The following is a 16169-nucleotide window of genomic DNA, read 5'->3' as shown; positions in this document are numbered from 1 at the left end:
TGGGGGCGCACGGGTGCGGCTGCCCAGGCCCGGACAGGGTCTAGCCGACCGCGGGGGTCAGCGGTTCCTCCGCCCAGGTGGCGAGCAGCTGCAGGGCGGCCTCGGTCGGGCCGTCCGGGACCGGGGTGAGGGTGACGAGGCGCCGGCGGTCGTCGCCGGTGAGGTCGAGGGTCTCGTAGGTGAAGGCGAGCGTCCCCACGGCAGGGTGCCGGAAGCTCTTGGTCCCGTACGTCCGGATCTCCACGTCGGCGCGGGACCAGAGCCGGGCGAAGGCGGCGCTGTGGGTGCGCAACTCGGCGATCAGGTCGGCGAGTTCGCGGTCCCCGGGGTGCAGGCCCGCGGTCGCGCGGAGCTGGCCGACGGTGGCGGCCGCGATCTCCTCCCACTCGACGTAGAACTCGCGCCCCTCCGGGGCGAGGAAGAGGAACCTCGCCAGGTTCCACGCGCCCGGCGGGAGGGCGGCCGCCGGGACGAACAGCCGCCTGGCGATGGGGTTGAGGGCGAGGACGTCGAAGCGGTCGGTCATCACCACCGCCGGGACCTTCACCTGCTCCAGCAGGCGCACCAGCTCGGGGCGGACGGCCGGCGAGTCGGGAGCCGTCGTGCCGGGACCGGGAGCCGTCCTGCCGGGAGCCGTCGTGCCGGGCCTGCGGGCGGGCCGGGCCAGGACGTGCAGGTGCGCGCGCTCGACCCCGTCCAGGCGGAGCACCTCGGCGAGCGCGTCCAACACCTCCTCGGAGGGGTGCCTCGCCCGGCCCTGCTCCAGCCGCTGGTAGTACTCGACGCTGATCCCCGCGAGCTGCGCCAGCTCCTCCCGCCGCAGGCCCGGCACCCGGCGGCGTCCGCCACCGCGCAGTCCGGCACTCTGCGGGGTGATCAGGGCCCGTCGGGCCTGCAGAAACTCCCCCAGATCCATGCCCGCCAGTATGCCCGGCACGGCGTGCCCGGCGCTGCGGGGGCAGCACTGCGGGGGCGGCCCCGCATGCCCTGAGCTGCGGCGGCGGCGAGGGTGGCCCTGCCAGTACCCGGAACGGCAGGGGCCTGGGTAGCTCCCGGAGATCGCAGCAGGCTGGGACGCGTCCGCAACGACGCAGGGAGAAGACCCGCCATGTGCCACACCACCGACAGCCGTCCGCCCGCCGCCCCCGCCACCACCGGCGCCGTGGCGCGGGAGGGCCGGCTGGAGATCACCGCCGCCGACGGCAACCAGTTCAGCGCCTTCCGCGCCGCCCCGACCGTCCCCAACGGCCGCAGCGTCCTGCTGCTGCCCGACCGGCGCGGCCTGCACCCCTTCTACGAGGACCTCGCCCGGCGCTTCGCCGAAGCCGGGTTCCACACCCTCGCCTTCGACTTCTACGGCCGCAGCGCGGGCCTGAGCCCCCGCGACGCCGACTTCGACTGGGCCGCCCACATGCCGCTGCTGGAGCCCGCCCACGTGGAGGCGGACGCGGCGGCGGCCGCGGCCAAGCTGCGGGAGTGGAGCGGCGGTCCGCTCTTCAGCGTCGGCTTCTGCCTGGGCGGCGCGTACTCCTGGCGGCTCGCCTCCGCCGGCCTCGGCCTGGCCGGTGCGGTCGGCTTCTACGGGCCGCCGCGCTTCTTCGGCGACCGCGCCGAGCAGCTGTCCGCGCCCCTGCTGATGCTGCTCGCCGGGGACGACGTGGCCACCACCCGGGAGGAGTTCGACGCCTTCTCCGCCCGCCTCGACAGCGCCGGCAAGGAGCACGAGAGGCACGTCTACGACGGCGCCCCGCACTCGTTCTTCGACGACTCCTACGCGCAGTGGCAGGACGCCTGCACCGACGCCTGGCACCGCCTGCTGGACTTCACCGCCCGCCACGGCTCCGCCCGGTGAACGAGCGGTACGAACGCGGCCTGGCCCGTCAGCGCGAACTCGGCGGGCCGGGCCGCACCCGCACCGACGCCTACGCGTCCCTCGCCGACATCGCCCCCGACCTCTCCCGCCTCGCCGTCGAGTTCGCCTACGGCGACATCCACGCCCGCCCCGGCCTGGACCCCGCCCGGCGCCAACTCGTCATCCTCGGCGCCCTGATCACCCTCGGCGGCGTCGAGCCGCAACTCGAGGCGCACCTCGGCACCGCCCTCGACGTCGGCCTCCGGCCGACCGAGATCGTCGAGGCCCTCCTCCAGGCCCTCCCGTACGCGGGGTTCCCCCGGGTCATGGCCGCGACGGCCGTCGCGCGCAAGGTCCTGGCCGCCCGCGGGCTCCTGCCCGTGGGGCAGGCGCCGGTTCCGTAGGGGCCACGATCACGCGGTACGGGGACGCGGGCGATCCGCGCCCCCGTGGCGTGGGTCAGCCGAGGGCGGCGGCCAGGAGGGCGGCCGCCTCGGCCACCAGGGCGTCGTCCTTGGGGGCCTTGGGGTCGGGCTTGGTGGAGAGGACGGACAGGACGACGGGGGCGCCGTCCGGGGTCCAGGCGATCCCCACGTCGTTGGTGGTGCCGTAGCTGCCGGTGCCGGTCTTGTCGGCGAGGCGCCAGTCGGCGGGCAGGCCCTCGCGGAAGCGGTGGGTGCTGGTGGTGTTGCCGAGCATCCAGGTGGTGAGGCGGTGGCGCTTGGCGGGCGGGAGGGCGTGACCGAGGAGGAGGCGGCGGTAGATGCGGGCGATGGCCCGCGGGGTGGTGGTGTCGGTGGTGCGGTCGGGTTCGGCGGAGTTGAGGTCGGGCTCGCAGCGGTCGAGGCGGGTGGTGCGGTCGCCGATCGAGCGGCAGAAGCGGGTGACGGCGGCGGGGCCGCCGAGTTCGCGCAGCAGCAGGTTGGCCGCCGCGTTGTCGCTGTGGTCGATCGCGGCGGCGCAGAGTTCGGCGACGGTCATGCCCTCGGCGAGGTTCTGCGGCAGGCCCGTGACGGGGGCTCCACCGGAAGCCTCGGTGTCGGCGCGGGTGTAGTGGAGGCGGCGGGCGAGGAACTCGCCGTCGCGGTCGAGGTCGCGCAGGACGGCGGCGACGGCGACGGTCTTGAACACCGAGCACATCGGGAACAGTTCGCCCGCGCGGTGCTGTACGACGTGGCCGGTGCGCAGGTTGCGGGCGTGGACGCCGAGGCGGGCGCCGTGTTCGCGTTCCAGGTCGGCGAGGTGGCGGGCCGTGTCGCCGCCCGCCGCGCCGCCCGCCGCGTGGGCGGTGCCGGTTGCGCCGGCCAGGGCCGCGACCGTGACGCCGCCGAGGGCGAGGACGGCGCGTCGGGTGTGCTGGGGGTGTGAGGTCATGGTCATCAGGACGCCGTACGCGGTCTGACGGTTCGTCACCGTTCCGTCAGAGGGCCAGGGCCACGCCCGCGTAGACCGCGGCCTCGGCGGCGGTGACCGGCCGGTCCTCGGGGGCGGGGCGCCAGTCGGGGCAGGGGACGACGCCGGGCGGCAGGAGCGTCCAGCCGTCGAAGAAGCGGGTGAACTCCTCGAGGGTGCGGGCCTGGGCCGGGGTGCCGGCGGACTCGTAGATACCGGTCACGCGGGCGACGTCCTCGGGCGCGAAGTCGGGGGTGACGTGGGTCAGCACCAGGGCGCTGCCGGGGGCGAGGACGGACTTGTAGTGCTCGACGATCCCGTAGGCCCCCTGCGCGTCGGGCACGAAGTGGAGCAGGGCGTTGAGGGAGAGCGCGACGGGCCGGGCGAGGTCGATGGTCTCGAGCAGGCCCGCGGAGGAGAGGAGGCGTTCGGGGTCGGTGACGTCGGCCTCGACGTAGGCGGTGCGGCCCTCGGGTGTGCCGGTGAGCAGGGCCTGGGCGTGGGAGAGCACGATCGGGTCGTTGTCGGCGTAGACGACGCGGGCGCGCGGCTGGACGCCCTGGGCGATCTCGTGGAGGTTGGGCGAGGTGGGGATGCCGGTGCCGATGTCGAGGAACTGCTCGATGCCGGCCTCGGCGAGGGCGCGGGTGGAGCGGTGCATGAAGGAGCGGTTGGCGCGGGCGGCGGTGCGCAGCCAGGGGGCGACGGCGAGCGCGTGGCCCGCGGCTTCGCGGTCGGCGGCGAAGTTGGTGAAGCCGCCCAGGAAGTAGTCGTACATCCGGGCGGAGTGCGGCACGTTCAACCGCAGGTCGACCCCGTCGTACAGGCTCATCGTGCGCTCCCCCTCGGACCTCGGCCCTCGGCCTTTCTGACATGGACGGATCGATTGTTTCCCATGGTTTACGGCACCCAACCGCGTTCGGGGCCGCCGGTTTCGGCCCGATCGATCCGTGTCCGCATACATATGACGGGATGACGAACTGTATTCGCTTGACGGCCCGGAGTGAGCGCCCGGTGCCGTGAGGATGGGGCGATGACGATCGACAGGAGCGCCCCCGTCCGCGGGGCGGGAACGGTCGGCGGCGAGGCCGGGCCGCGGCCGGACCTCACCTACGCCGCCTTCTGCGCGACCCACCAACCCGCCTGGCACGCCGCGGCGTTGACGCGGACAGGCAGCCGGGCCGATGCCGCGCTGGTGGTCGAGGCCGTCAAGGGGGACCTCGCCCGCTGCTGGCCGCAGGTGGTGCGCTTCGAGGAACCGGCCGCCTACGCCTGGCGGTTGGCGAACCGGCACATCGCGGACTGGGCGTCGGGCGCGGAGCCGGTGGCCGTGGAGGCCGTCACCTTCGAGGCGGTGATCGGGGCGTTCAAGCAGGTCGCGGACGGGCTGCTGCACAGCGAGGCGGACGAGGTGCGGCTGTACGCGGCGATCCTCGAACTGCCGGACCGGCAGCGGGACGTGGTGATCCTGCGCTACCTGCTGGGGCTGAACGTCAAGGTGATCGGGGCGTACCTGGGCCGCCCGGTGGCCACCGTCCACTCCAACCTGCGGCACGCCCGGGAGCGGCTGGCCCGGCGGCTCGGGATCTGCGAACTCCCGGACCGGGGCGGTGAGTCGGCGCCGTGACCCCCGAGCACGGAACGCCGCCGCCACCGGTGCGGGTGCCCCGGCCCGAGCGCGCCCACGCCGAGCGGGTCGCCGCGCTGCGCCGGGCCCGGCTGACGGCCGCGCCCGCCCACCTGCCGTCCGAGCACGAGCAGGCGGCCTTCGAACTCGGCCTGGTGGTGGCCCTGGTGCTGGGCGCGCCGGACGCCTCCCAGGGCCTGGACCTGCTGGTCAACGAGCGCCGCATCCACCCCGAGGGGGCGGAGGTGTTCGGCGCGCTGCTGTACGCGACCGGGCGGGAGGAGGGCGCCGAGTTCTGGTGGCGCTTCGCGGCCGGTTCGGGCAGCGGCACCGCCGCATACTGCCTGCACCTGTACCACCTCAGGCTCGGCGAGACCGAGGACGCCGACTACTGGCGCGCCTGGTCGGACCAGCTGGCGACGGCCCGGGGCCGGCCGGGGCCGCGGGACCTACGGATGAGCCGGCCGCTGCTGCCGGACGACGTACGGCGCGACATCCTCTCCCGGGTGCACCACGGGCTGGCGCCGCAGCTGCCGGCCGCCCTGGTGGAGGTGATCGACCGGCTGCCGGTGCAGGGAGGGGACGAGGAGGAGGTGCCGAACCCGTGGGGGCTGGCGGCGCAGGCGGAGGCCGGGCGCTGGTGGGAGCCGCCCCGCGAGGGGCCGCCGGGGTGAAGCCCGTCAGCTCGGCGTGCTCTCACCCGTTCGAGTGAGGGCCGCGTGGCGGGCCGCCACCTCGGGGTCGCGGCCGCTGCCCTCGGCGACGGTGCCGGAGCGGCGATGGCGGATGAGGTAGTGGTGCGGGGCCATCGCCGTGTCGCGGCCGGGCAGGGCGGCGACCACCGCCACGTGGGCGACGCCGGGGGTGAGCGAGGCGTCCGGCGTGGTGATCTCGGCGGTCAGCGCCGCGTCCTCGAGGGCGAGCCGGATCTCCGCCTCCGGTCCGAGCGCCTCCCGCAGGAGGGCCCGTACGGCGGCCAGGTCGATCCAGCAGCCGTCGATCACGTGCCACTCGCCCACCCGGTGCGGGCGCGGCAGGTCGGCCAGGCCGGGCAGTTCGGCGAGCGGGACGGGGCCCTTCGCGGCGGCGGCGAGCACCGCGAGCAGGGCACGCGCGAAGTGGTCGCTCTCCTGCGCGTCGAGCACCTGGGGGCAGGCGACCAGCACGAAGTCGAGGCTGCCGCTGATCCGCAGGATGGTGAACATCAGCCGGACGGGCATCGGCGGGGAGGGCAGCTCGGTGAGCTCGGGCTCGACGGCCGGGGCGGGCTGGAGGTCGGCGACGGCGGCGGGGATGGTGAGGCTGAGGTCGTTGACCACCACCTGGCGGCCGAAGCGGGCGCCGCGCAGGTGGGCGGTGTCCTCCACCAGCTCCCAGACCTTCTCGGCGTCCAGGGTGCTGTGCCAGTACGCGGCCAGCGAGGTCGGCTTGGTGCGGCCGATGAGGCCGTCGAGGTCGGTGGGGGCCGAGCCCGGCGAGCCGTCCTCACCCTCCGGCGCCCCTTCGAGGTCGAGCTCGATCAGTGCGTCCTGGGCGAGGGTGCCGACGTGGTCGAGCAGGGCGGCGCGCTGCCGGTTGGCGGACAGGGCGGCCAGGACCAGCCGCGACTGGCCCGAGCGGTGGGCGACCAGCGCCGCGAAGCCGGCGAGCAGGACCACCGAGGGGCTGGCGCCGGTGCGGCGGCAGACGGCGGCGAGGTCGTCCGCGCCCTCGCGGGAGCGGACCAGCAGGGCGCCGTGGTCGCTCGCCCGCCCGGTGATCCGCGAGTCGGCGAAGACCGCCTGCGGGCCGGTGGAGAGGATCTGCGCCCAGCGGCGCAGGGCGGCGGTGGCCTTGCGGCGGCCCTGGGGGCTCTGCTCTGCGGCCGCGAACTCCAGCGGGGTCGGGGCGCTGACGGGCGGGAGCTCCTTGCCGGCGGCCAGGGCGAGCCAGTCCTGGATCAGGACGGCGATGGCGGCGCCGTCCGCTCCGGCATGGCAGACCACGGCGACCAGGCGCAGCAGCCGTTCGCCTTCCGCGAGCAGGGTGAAGCGGATGCGCGGCGGCGCGGCCAGGTCGATCGGGACGGCGACGTCGCGGCGGCCCGACTCCTCGGCGAGGGCGTCCAGTTCGGCGTCCGTCCGGCCCCCGGCCTCGATCACGGTGACGGTGAACTCGCCGTTCGCCCGCACGACCTGGCGGTCGGGGAAGCCGTCCGGGCCGGGGCCGGGCGGGAAGTGGGTGCGCAGGGACTCGTGCCGTTCGACGAGCAGGCGCAGGGCGTCGAGGCCGGCGGAGAGGGAGGTGTCGTCCGGGACGGGCCAGACGGAGTCCTTGTTGATCTGCTCCGGGGCGCCGCCGCGGATGCAGCGGATCATGTTGTCCTGGCCGCGGGTGAGCGGGCCGAAGCCGCTGCCCTCGGCGGCGTAGCGGACGGCGATGCGCCGGGTGGCGAGAGGGATCGCCTCCACCGCTGGAGTCGGACTCGAAGGCACGGGCACGTCGGGGGAGGACACGTCGTGGATGGTCACGTCGCACGCGCCTTTCGGCTCGCCGGGGGCTGCTCGGCAGGGGTTTTCGCAGGGGTTTTCGCAGGGGGTCTCGCAGGGGGTTTTCGGGGACGGTATCGCGGATTCCGCTACTGGTCCAGACCAAAGGGATGGACAGTCGAGGGCAGCCTAATGAATCGTCAATTCACTTGCCAGCTACGCGAGTTGACATGGACAGGCGCCGCTCCGAGCAGGGCCAGGGCCCCATGGAAGGCACCCGGGACGGAAACGTCGCGCAACAGCACCGGCCCCGGCCCGAGCGCGCCCGCGCAGGGCAGCACGAGCGGGGACGGGCCCGCCACGGGCAGGGCGAAGGACTGCGCCAGCCGCCCGCCGTACGCCTTCACACAGGCTTCGCGGCGGCACCAGAGCGCGGTGAAGCGCGCCGAGCGCTCCTCGGGCGTCGGGCCCTCGGCGACGAACCGGGCCTCCTCGGGCGGGAAGCAGCGGCGGGCGAGGCGTTCGGCCGCCCGGGCGTCGGCCGCGCGCTCGACGTCCACGCCGACCGCCCGCTCCCCCTCGGCCAGGGCGAGCGCGGCGAGGTCGTCGGAGCCGGTCCAGCTCACCCGCAGGCCCGCCGCGCCCTCCGGCTCGGGCTTGCCGTGCGGGCCGTAGCGCCAGCGGACCTCCGTCGGGCGCAGGCCGAGCCGGACCGCGACCAGCTGCCGGACGGCGCCGCGCGTCACGGTGAGGCGGCGCCGCACCTCCGGGTTCGCACGGGCGGCCCGATCCCGCTCCCGTTCGTCGAGGGAGTGCCACAACTCGGCGACGACCGGCTCGGGTTGGCGGCAGTCGATCAGCCAGAGGTCGACGGCCGTCACGGCAGGGTCAGCGCGCTCAGCACTCCCAGGCGGCGGTCGACTCCGGCGACCATCACGGGCCGCCGCTGCTCCCGCCAGTCGGGAAGCCGCTCGGCGAGCCGGGCCCACAGGCCCGTGAAGGGCTGGGCGCCGGGCCAGGGAGCACCGTCCAGTCCGGGGCCGGTGAGCAGTTCGGCCTCGGGCCCGAGTTCCTCGGCCCAGGCGCGGACGGTCTTCTCCGGGTCGTCGAGGCCACGGATCTGACGTATCTGACGAACAGTCATCTCCGCTGCGGTCGTCTCCTCGCAGACCAGGACCACGACCGCGTGCTCCCGGGGCAGCGGTACGGGTTCGGCCGGTTCGTAGTGCAGGGCGCTCTGTTCGGCGAGCACGACCACGGCGCGCCGGCAGGTGCCGGTGCGGTGGTGGGCGGCGGCCGTGCGCAGGGCGGTGAAGGCGGCCGCCGAGCCCTGGTCGCAGACGGCGAAGGCCAGCGGCGAGCCCGGCACCGAGCGGCTGAGCGCGAGGGAGGACGGTGCGCCGGGGCGCACGTCCGGGGTGTCGAAGGCGAGGATCAGCAGGTCGACGGGCTCGTCCTCGGCCAGTGCCTCGCGCAGCGGGCCGGCGGCCAGTTCCTCGTAGGAGTGGCCGACGCCCTCGCCCAGCAGGTCCTCGCGCAGCGGCAGGCCGTACGGGCGGACGAGGTCGGAGGTGAAGACACGAAGGTCCGGGTCGAGGGAGGTCTCCGAGCGGCCGTCGAAGCGGTGGGCCGAGGCGCGGGTGATCCGCAGGCCCGCGCCGCCGGGGGCGGGCACCCGGTCAGTCCTCGGGGATGAGGTGGCCGGCGACGTAGTCGGCCAGGTTGGTGACGGAGCGCAGGTCGTCCTCGGTGATCTGCTCGACGTCGACCTGGATGTCGAGGGACTCCTCCAGCTCCAGGATGAGCTCGATGGTCCCGGCGGAGGTGAGGCCGAGGTCGTCGAAGAGGCAGGCGTTCTCGGGGATCTCGGGCAGGTCGCGCTTGAGGACGCGCGGCAGCAGCTCGCCGATGCCGTGCAGGACGCGCTCGCGCATCTCGGGGTCGGTGGTCTGGACCACTGGATCTGGCATGGGGGTTCCGTCCCGTCTTGCGTGGGAAACTGGGAGACGCGGAGAGGTGGTCGGTGGATGGCGGCGCGTCAGCAGCGCACGGCCATCGCGGAGAAGGTCGCTCCGACGCCGGCGGCGGCGATCAGGTAGGGCTCGCCCCGCTGGACCGTCCCACGGGTGGTGGCCGTGTGGAGGTTGATGAGGCTGTCCGCAGCGAAACTGTGCCCCACCGACAGCACGTTGTCCAGCACCACCTTGTCCAGCGGGTAGCCGATCCGGCGCGCGATCATCCGCCAGGACGCCTGGTTGACGTTGTGCGGCAGGATCGCGGCCAGCTCGTCGAGGCGCAGGCCCGCCTCGTCCAGGGCCGCCTCGATCGCCTCGACCATGACGTCCGGGTACTCCCGCTGGTAGCGGGCGAGCAGGTCGGCGTCCTCGGCCAGCCGGCCGTCGAACTCCGGGCGCTGGCGCACCGCGTAGGAGAGCACCCGGTGGCGCTCGCCGCCGGCACTGACCAGGCAGGCGGCCGCGCCCTCGGCGAAGATCCCGGTCTCGGGCACCAGTTGGGCGTCCCGGGTGAAGGTCTTCTCGCCGGCGAGGACCAGGGCCAGGGCCTGCGGGTCGGGGTCTCCGGCCAGCAGGCGGCCCGCCAGGTCGATGGCGAGCAGGCCCACCGCGCACGCGTGGTGGGTGACGGTGAACGCGCTCGCGTGGCCGAGGCCGTGGGCGTCGAGCAGGTCGTGCAGGGGGTTGAGCGGGTGGGGCACCGCGACGGGCATGCTGCGGGCGTGGATCACGTAGCGGACGTGCCGTTCACGTCCGTTCAGTGCGCCGAGCTTGTCCAGGGCGGCTTCGAGCAGGTCGGGCAGCGTCCCGTCCGGATCCAGCCGGAGCCGGTCCAGGCCGTGGAAGCGGCGGAAGAGTCGGAGTTGACGTGGGGTCAGGCCGAGGCGCTCACCCACCGCCTCGATCGGCACGGAGAGCGGGGGGAGGTGAACGGCCACTGCCTCCAGTGCGGTCACGCGGGCTAGTATCACCACGCCCGACCGGTCGCACAAGTGATCTCGGGCCCTTGACAGACTCCTGCGCGACCGCCCGCGCCCACCGTGCGCCCGGGGCCGTCGCGACCACCCCGTGCCGTCGAGCCGACGGGAGAAACTCCCTTGTCAGACCGTGAACCCATGCCCCCTTGCGGGCCGTTGCACCCCGAACTGATCACCCTGCTGGCCGAGGCGGCGGACGCCCCGCCCGACTGGGCGGAGGCGATCACCCCGCAGTCCCGCCTCGACGGGGACCTCCTGCTGGACGAGTGCGAACTCGCCGCCCTGGACGCCCTGCTGCGCGCCCGCTTCGGCCCGGGCGCCGACCTGGCCGGGCTCCGGTCCGGGCTCGACCTGGCCGCCCTGGAGGCCCTGACCGTCGCCGACCTGCACCGGCTGCTGCCCGAGGAGGACCGGTCATGACTCGTTTCCTGCTGGTGATGCCCCCGTTGACCGGGCACGTCAATCCGGCGGCGGGCATCGCCGCCGAACTGACCGCGCGCGGCCACGAGGTCGCCTGGACGGGCACCGAGACGGTGCTGCGCCCGCTGCTCGGGCCGGACGCGCAGGTGCTCGGCACCGGGACGCGGGCCTTCCGCGCGCAGGGCGGGCACGGGCTGGCCGCGCTGCGCTCGCTGTGGGAGGGCTTCATCGTCCCGTACGCGCGGTTCACCGCGAAGCCGCTGGACACGATCGTGCGCGAGTTCCGCCCGGACGCGCTGCTGGTGGACCAGCACACCCCGGCGGGGGCGATCGCGGCCCACCGGCACGGGCTGCCCTGGGCGAGTTTCGCGCCGGGGGCGATGGAACTGGGCCGCCCCTACCGGGCGTTGCCGCAGGTGGAGGCGTGGACGGAGGGCCTGCTGCGCGGGCTGTGGGAGCGGGCCGAGCTGCCCGAGGAGGAGTTCACCGATCCGCGCTTCTCCCCCGCCCTGCTGCTGGCCACCACCGGCCCCGCGCTGACCGGCGAGGCCGCGCCGCCCGCGCACCACGCCCTGGTCGGGCCGGTGCTGCGCACCCGGCCGGCCGACGCGGACTTCCCGTGGGAGCGCCTGACGCCGGGCCGCCGGCGCGTCCTGGTGACGATGGGCACGCTGGCGGGCGAGCTGGGCGCCGGGTTCCTCTCGCGGGCCGTCCTGGCGCTGGAGCTGTGCGGGCCCGGCGTGCAGCCGGTGTTCGCCGCGCCGCGCGAGCTGCTGCCCGAACTTCCCTCCCACGCGGTGGCGGTGGACCGGGCGCCGGTCCTGGAGCTGATGGCGCGCGGGGAGCTGGACGCGGTGCTCTGCCACGGCGGGATGAACACCGTCGGCGAGGCGCTCGCCCACGGGCTGCCGCTGGTGACGGCGCCGATCCGGCACGACCAGCCCTTCGTCGCCGCGCAGGTGGCGGCGGCCGGGGCGGGCCTGCGGGTGCCGTTCGCCCGGGTGACGCCGGAGCGGCTGGCGGAGGCGCTGGGCACCGTCCTGGAGTCACCGGACGTACGGGAACGGGCGGTTCGCGTCGGCCGCGACCTGCTCGCGGGAGGGGGCGCGGTGGCGGCGGCCGACCGGCTGGAGGCGCTGGTCGGGGCACCCGCGCGGACGCCCCTTTAGCAGAACCGGTGATCACAGGTCCATTGGTCTAGGCCATTGTTTCCGGACCCCGGTTCGCCCTAGGGTGGCGCAGCAGTACCGCCCTGCGGCACCGTCAGGGCAGGTGCCGAGCACCGCGTCCGAGGTGCCGTGGCAGCCCATCCCCGTACGGGAGTTCCGGTTGATCGAGACCACGGGACTGCGCAAGTCCTACCGCAAGAAGACCTCCCGCAGGAGCGGGGACACCTCCACCGTCGACGCCGTGCGCGGCATCGACCTCTCCGTCGCCCCCGGGGAGATCTTCGGATTCCTCGGGCCCAACGGCGCCGGGAAGACCACCACCCTGCGCATGCTGGCCACCCTGATCCGCCCCGACGGCGGGAGGGCCGAGGTGGCCGGCGCCGACCTGTTCGCCGATCCGGCGGGAGTGCGCCGCCGGATCGGCTACGTCGCCCAGGGCGGCGGCACCACCGACAACGTCTCCGCCCGGGAGGAGCTGGTCCTCCAGGCGCGGATGTACGGCGCGGCCAAGGCGGAGGCCGTCCGGGCCGCCGAGGACGCGGTCAAAGCCTTCGACCTGGGCGATTTCGGCGACCGCACCTGCGCCACCTACTCCGGCGGCCAGCGCCGGCGCGTCGACATCGCGCTCGGCGTCATCCACCGGCCCCGGGTGCTGTTCCTGGACGAGCCCACCGTCGGGCTGGACCCGGCCAGCCGGGCGTACGTCTGGGAGGAGATCCGGCGGCTGCGCACCGAGGGCATGACCGTCGTCGTCACCACGCACTACCTCGACGAGGCGGACGCGCTCTGCGACCGCGTCTCCATCGTCGACCACGGCGAGGTGGTGGCCGAGGGCACTCCCGAGGCGCTCAAGCGCGAGATCTCCGGGGACGTCGTGCTGCTCGGGCTGGAGCCCGGCCAGGAATCGGCCGAGCGAGTCATCGAGCGCGCGGCCGAGGTGCTGCGCCCGCAGCCGTACCTGCACCGGCTGGAGCCCGACGGCGAGGAGGGCCTGCGCCTCTACCTGGAGGACGGCGCGGCGGCCATCCCGCAGCTGCTGCGCGCCCTGGACGGGGCGGGGGTGCGGCCGGGGACGGTCCGCCTCCAACGGCCCAGCCTGGACGACGTGTTCCTCGCCCGCACCGGCCGCTCGCTGCAACAGTCCTGACCGACCTCTTGGGGAGACCGTGAAGCTCGCCCGCGACACCTGGCTGGTCTTCCAGCGCCAGCTGCTGCTGATGGCCCGCACGCCGGTGTGGATCGCCGTCGGGATCATCCAGCCCCTGTTCTACCTGCTGCTGTTCGCGCCCCTGCTCAAGAAGGTGCTCGCCCCGCAGGGCACGATCAGCTACGCCGACGCCTACCAGGTGTACGTGCCGGGCCTGTTGGCGGTGCTGTGCATCTTCGGCGGGCTCTTCACCGGCTTCAGCCTGCTCGGCGAGCTCAAGGCCGGGATCATCGAGCGCTCCCGCGTCACGCCCGTCAGCCGGCTGGCGCTGCTGCTCGGGCGGGCGCTGCGCGAGATGGTGGCGCTGCTCGTCCAGGCGGTGCTGATCACCCTGATCGCGCTGCCCTTCGGGCTGCGGGTGAGCCCGCTGAACCTGCTGCTCGCCTACGTGCTGCTGGGGCTGCTGGCGCTGATGACCTCGGCGATCTCCTACGGGATCGCGCTGATGGTGCCGGCCGACGCGGCGATGGCGCCGGTGGTCAACACCATCGCCCAGCCGATCGCGCTGCTGTCGGGGGTGCTGCTGCCGCTCACCCTGGCGCCGGGGTGGCTGCAGGGAATCGCGCACTGGAACCCCTTCTACTGGGCCGTGGAGGGCATGCGCGCGCTCTTCTCCGGGCACGCCGGGGACAGCGCGGTGTGGCAGGGGCTGCTGGTCGTGGTGGTGATGACGGCGCTGGCCGTGTACTGGTCGGCGCGGCTGTTCTCCACCCGGGTGCGCTGATCCCCCTTCCGTACGAGTAGGGCCCGGTCCGCGTGGACCGGGCCCTACTCGTGCGTCCGGGGGATCAGGCCCGGGCGGTGATGAAGGCCGCCAGCTTGGCCACCCCGTCGATGATCTGGTCCTGCGTCACCGAGCTGACGGACAGCCGCAGCCGGCGCTCGCCGCCGCCCGCCGGGTAGAACGGGGCCATCGGCGTCCACAGCACCCCGTACTCGCGGGCGCAGCGCTCCATGGCCTCCTCGTCGGCAACGAAGGGCACGGTCAGGACGGCGAAGAAGCCGCCCTCGGGCCGGTTCCAGGACACGCCGAGGCTGCGCTGCCCGGAGGCGGGGAAGTGCCGCTCCAGCTCCCGCAGCAGGGTGTCCATGCCGGCCGCGTAGTGGGCCGTGGCGCGGGCGTTGGCGGCGCGCAGCCGACAGTCGTGGGTGAGGAGCATGCCGCCGATCACGGCCTGGCTGAGCGCGGGCGTGTTGACGGTCGTCATGCTCTTGAGCTTGGCGAGTTCGTCGGCGAGCAGGCTGGTGCGGCCGCAGGGCGCGCTGACCTCCTGGTCGGCGAGGACGTAGCCGAGGCGGGCGCCGGGGAAGCAGGTCTTGGCGAAGGAGCCGAGGTAGACGACCTGCTGCTCGCGGTCCAGGGCCTTGAGGGTGGGGCGCTCGCCGGGGGTGCGGGCGAAGAAGCCGTAGGGGTTGTCCTCGATGACCAGCAGGCCCTCGGCGCCCGCCGTCTCCAGCAGCCGGGTGCGGGCCCGCAGGGGCATGCTGGTGCCGGAGGGGTTGGCGAAGTCCGGGACGACGTAGAGGGCGCGGGGGCGGCCACCCTCGGCCCGTACGGCGCGGGCGGCGGCGCGCACGGCCTCCGGGTCGGGGCCGCCGTCGGGGCCCTCGGGGACGGGGCGGGTGGCGATGCCCAGCAGGCGGGCGGCGCCGGTGACGCCGACGTAGCAGGGTGAGCTGACCAGCAGGACGTCCTCGGGGCCCGCGCACAGGGCGCGCAGGGTCAGCAGCATGCCCTCCTGGGCGCCGACGGTGAGGACCAGGGCTTCGGGGGCCGCGGTGAGGCCCTCGTCGTTGGCGAGGGTGCGGGCCACCAGGTCGGCGATGATGCCCTTGGTGGGGCCGTACTGGAACAGGGTGGTGCGCACGGCGTCGCGGTCCAGGCCCCGCTCGGCGAGGTGGGCGAGGTAGGCGTCGAGGTAGCGGGGGACGTCCTCGGGCTCGAAGAAGCCCTCGTAGGGGCGGCCGGGGGCGAAGGAGACGGCGTCCGGGTAGCGGGTGGTGACCTCGTTGAGGAAGGTCATCGCGTCCAGCAGCGGGTCGGAGAGCGAGGCGTGCAGCTCGGCCAGGTCGAGGATCATCGCAGGGCCTCCCGGAGGCGCTCGGCGGCGTGGGCCTGGGCCTCGGCGGCGGCGTCCAGGGTGCCGGTCATGGCGAAGAAGCCGTGCGGCACGCCCTCGTAGCGCCGCAGGTCGACGGGCACGCCGGCGGCGCGCAGGGCCTCGGCGTACTGCTCGCCCTCGTCGCGCAGCGGGTCGTACTCGGCGGTGAGGACGGTCGCGGGCGGCAGGCCCGCCAGGGTGTCGGCGCGCAGCGGGGAGGCGTACGGGCGGGCGCCGTCGGCCGGGTCGGCGAGGTAGTGGCCCCAGTACCAGGCGACGGAGCGGCGGTTGAACAGCGCCGGGTCGTCGTGTTCGCGCAGCGAGGGGGTGTCGGCGCCGTGGTCGGTGTTGGGGTAGACCAGCAGCTGGTGCCGCAGGGAGGGGCCGCCCTCGGCGCGCAGGAGCAGGGTGAGGGCGGCGGTGAGGTTGCCGCCGGCGCTGTCGCCGCCGACCGCGAGGCGGGTCGGGTCGATGCCGAACTCGGATGCTCTGTGTACGAGTTGACGGAGGGCGGCGTGGCAGTCGTGGAGGGCGGCGGGGAAGGGGTGCTCGGGGGCGAGGCGGTAGCCGACGGAGGCGGTGACGCAGCCGACGGCGTTGGTCAGGCGGCGGCAGATCGCGTCGCTGGTGTCGGGCGAGCCGAGGGTCCAGCCGCCGCCGAACAGGTAGAGCAGGGCGGGTAGTTCGCGCCCGGGTGGTTCGGGGCGGTAGAGCCGGAGGGTGAGGTCGCCGCCGGGGCCGGGGATGCGGTGCTCCTCGACGGCGGCGACGGGCTCGGGGGTGCCGGCGGATGCCTGGATGTCGGCGAGGTCGGCGGCGCGGGCCTCGGCGAGGGTGAGGGTGTACAGCGGCGGCGCGCCGTCGGCCGCGCGGCGGGCACGGAAGGCTTCGGCCTGGGGGTTGAGGGGCATGGGTGGCTGTCCCGTTCGGTGTCTCTGTG

At 74.7% G+C, this 16169-nt stretch carries 18 protein-coding genes; 8 read left to right on the top strand and 10 right to left on the bottom strand.

What is annotated here, in order from left to right:
• Nucleotides 1-40: 40 nt before the first annotated feature.
• A complete protein-coding gene (locus tag IH61_RS0111885; RefSeq protein ID WP_031068581.1) occupies nt 41-916 on the bottom strand; it encodes a helix-turn-helix transcriptional regulator in 876 nt (291 codons plus the stop codon).
• A gap of 192 nt (nt 917-1108) precedes the next feature.
• Between IH61_RS0111885 and IH61_RS0111880 the strand changes: the two genes are divergently transcribed.
• A complete protein-coding gene (locus IH61_RS0111880; RefSeq protein WP_031068580.1) occupies nt 1109-1852 on the top strand; it encodes a dienelactone hydrolase family protein in 744 nt (247 codons plus the stop codon).
• The gene (locus tag IH61_RS0111875; protein ID WP_031068578.1) at nt 1849-2256 is read left to right on the top strand and encodes a carboxymuconolactone decarboxylase family protein; all 408 of its coding nucleotides are present in this window, start codon (nt 1849-1851) and stop codon (nt 2254-2256) included. The genes IH61_RS0111880 and IH61_RS0111875 overlap by 4 nt, the downstream gene beginning before the upstream one ends.
• 55 nt (nt 2257-2311) lie before the next feature.
• Here the strand turns inward: IH61_RS0111875 and bla are convergent, their stop codons facing one another.
• A complete protein-coding gene (gene bla, locus IH61_RS0111870) occupies nt 2312-3226 on the bottom strand; it encodes a class A beta-lactamase (RefSeq protein WP_031068576.1) in 915 nt (304 codons plus the stop codon).
• A gap of 46 nt (nt 3227-3272) precedes the next feature.
• The gene (locus tag IH61_RS0111865; RefSeq protein WP_031068574.1) at nt 3273-4076 is read right to left on the bottom strand and encodes an SAM-dependent methyltransferase; all 804 of its coding nucleotides are present in this window, start codon (nt 4074-4076) and stop codon (nt 3273-3275) included.
• Between the two features lie 201 nt (nt 4077-4277).
• On the opposite strand from IH61_RS0111865, the gene IH61_RS42825 reads away from it, so the two are divergent.
• On the top strand, nt 4278-4871 hold the full coding sequence (locus tag IH61_RS42825; protein WP_031068572.1) for an RNA polymerase sigma factor: 594 nt from the start codon (nt 4278-4280) through the stop codon (nt 4869-4871).
• Nucleotides 4868-5545, top strand: a complete 678-nt coding sequence (locus IH61_RS0111855) for a hypothetical protein (protein WP_158844920.1) — start codon at nt 4868-4870, stop codon at nt 5543-5545. The genes IH61_RS42825 and IH61_RS0111855 overlap by 4 nt, the downstream gene beginning before the upstream one ends.
• A 6-nt stretch (nt 5546-5551) precedes the next feature.
• Here the strand turns inward: IH61_RS0111855 and IH61_RS0111850 are convergent, their stop codons facing one another.
• From IH61_RS0111850 to IH61_RS0111830, 5 genes are all read right to left on the bottom strand, one after another.
• Nucleotides 5552-7381: a condensation domain-containing protein gene (locus tag IH61_RS0111850; protein WP_158844917.1), complete on the bottom strand. Its 1830-nt coding sequence runs from the start codon at nt 7379-7381 to the stop codon at nt 5552-5554.
• Nucleotides 7382-7539: 158 nt separating this feature from the next.
• Nucleotides 7540-8220, bottom strand: coding sequence for a 4'-phosphopantetheinyl transferase family protein (locus tag IH61_RS45830; protein WP_051836869.1), 681 nt, complete (start codon nt 8218-8220; stop codon nt 7540-7542).
• Nucleotides 8217-9014, bottom strand: coding sequence for a hypothetical protein (locus IH61_RS45825; protein WP_031068560.1), 798 nt, complete (start codon nt 9012-9014; stop codon nt 8217-8219). The genes IH61_RS45830 and IH61_RS45825 overlap by 4 nt, the downstream gene beginning before the upstream one ends.
• A gap of 4 nt (nt 9015-9018) precedes the next feature.
• The gene (locus IH61_RS0111835; protein WP_031068559.1) at nt 9019-9309 is read right to left on the bottom strand and encodes a phosphopantetheine-binding protein; all 291 of its coding nucleotides are present in this window, start codon (nt 9307-9309) and stop codon (nt 9019-9021) included.
• 68 nt (nt 9310-9377) lie between these two features.
• The gene (locus IH61_RS0111830; RefSeq protein ID WP_031068558.1) at nt 9378-10310 is read right to left on the bottom strand and encodes a 3-oxoacyl-[acyl-carrier-protein] synthase III C-terminal domain-containing protein; all 933 of its coding nucleotides are present in this window, start codon (nt 10308-10310) and stop codon (nt 9378-9380) included.
• 159 nt (nt 10311-10469) lie between these two features.
• Here IH61_RS0111830 and IH61_RS0111825 point away from each other — a divergent pair, with 159 nt between their 5' ends.
• From IH61_RS0111825 to IH61_RS0111810, 4 genes are all read left to right on the top strand, one after another.
• On the top strand, nt 10470-10751 hold the full coding sequence (locus tag IH61_RS0111825) for a hypothetical protein (protein ID WP_158844914.1): 282 nt from the start codon (nt 10470-10472) through the stop codon (nt 10749-10751).
• Nucleotides 10748-11920, top strand: coding sequence for a glycosyltransferase (locus IH61_RS0111820; RefSeq protein ID WP_031068556.1), 1173 nt, complete (start codon nt 10748-10750; stop codon nt 11918-11920). Before IH61_RS0111825 ends, IH61_RS0111820 begins: the two co-directional genes overlap by 4 nt.
• Nucleotides 11921-12023: 103 nt before the next feature.
• On the top strand, nt 12024-13067 hold the full coding sequence (locus IH61_RS0111815) for an ATP-binding cassette domain-containing protein (RefSeq protein WP_324607596.1): 1044 nt from the start codon (nt 12024-12026) through the stop codon (nt 13065-13067).
• Between the two features lie 19 nt (nt 13068-13086).
• Nucleotides 13087-13851 carry an ABC transporter permease gene (locus IH61_RS0111810; RefSeq protein ID WP_031068554.1) on the top strand — a complete coding sequence of 255 codons (765 nt, stop codon included), beginning with the start codon at nt 13087-13089 and terminating at the stop codon, nt 13849-13851.
• A 64-nt stretch (nt 13852-13915) separates the two neighbouring features.
• Here IH61_RS0111810 and IH61_RS0111805 read toward each other — a convergent pair whose 3' ends face one another.
• Both IH61_RS0111805 and IH61_RS0111800 read right to left on the bottom strand, forming a co-directional pair.
• On the bottom strand, nt 13916-15208 hold the full coding sequence (locus IH61_RS0111805; RefSeq protein ID WP_031068552.1) for a PLP-dependent aminotransferase family protein: 1293 nt from the start codon (nt 15206-15208) through the stop codon (nt 13916-13918).
• On the bottom strand, nt 15205-16140 hold the full coding sequence (locus tag IH61_RS0111800) for an alpha/beta hydrolase (RefSeq protein WP_031068550.1): 936 nt from the start codon (nt 16138-16140) through the stop codon (nt 15205-15207). The genes IH61_RS0111805 and IH61_RS0111800 overlap by 4 nt, the downstream gene beginning before the upstream one ends.
• Between the last annotated feature and the right edge of the window lie 29 nt (nt 16141-16169).

It is taken from the genome of Streptomyces sp. NRRL WC-3742, from assembly GCF_000720635.1.
Taxonomy (GTDB): domain Bacteria; phylum Actinomycetota; class Actinomycetes; order Streptomycetales; family Streptomycetaceae; genus Kitasatospora.
Note: the sequence above shows the minus strand (reverse complement) of the source record. Positions and strands in the feature narration are given on the sequence as shown.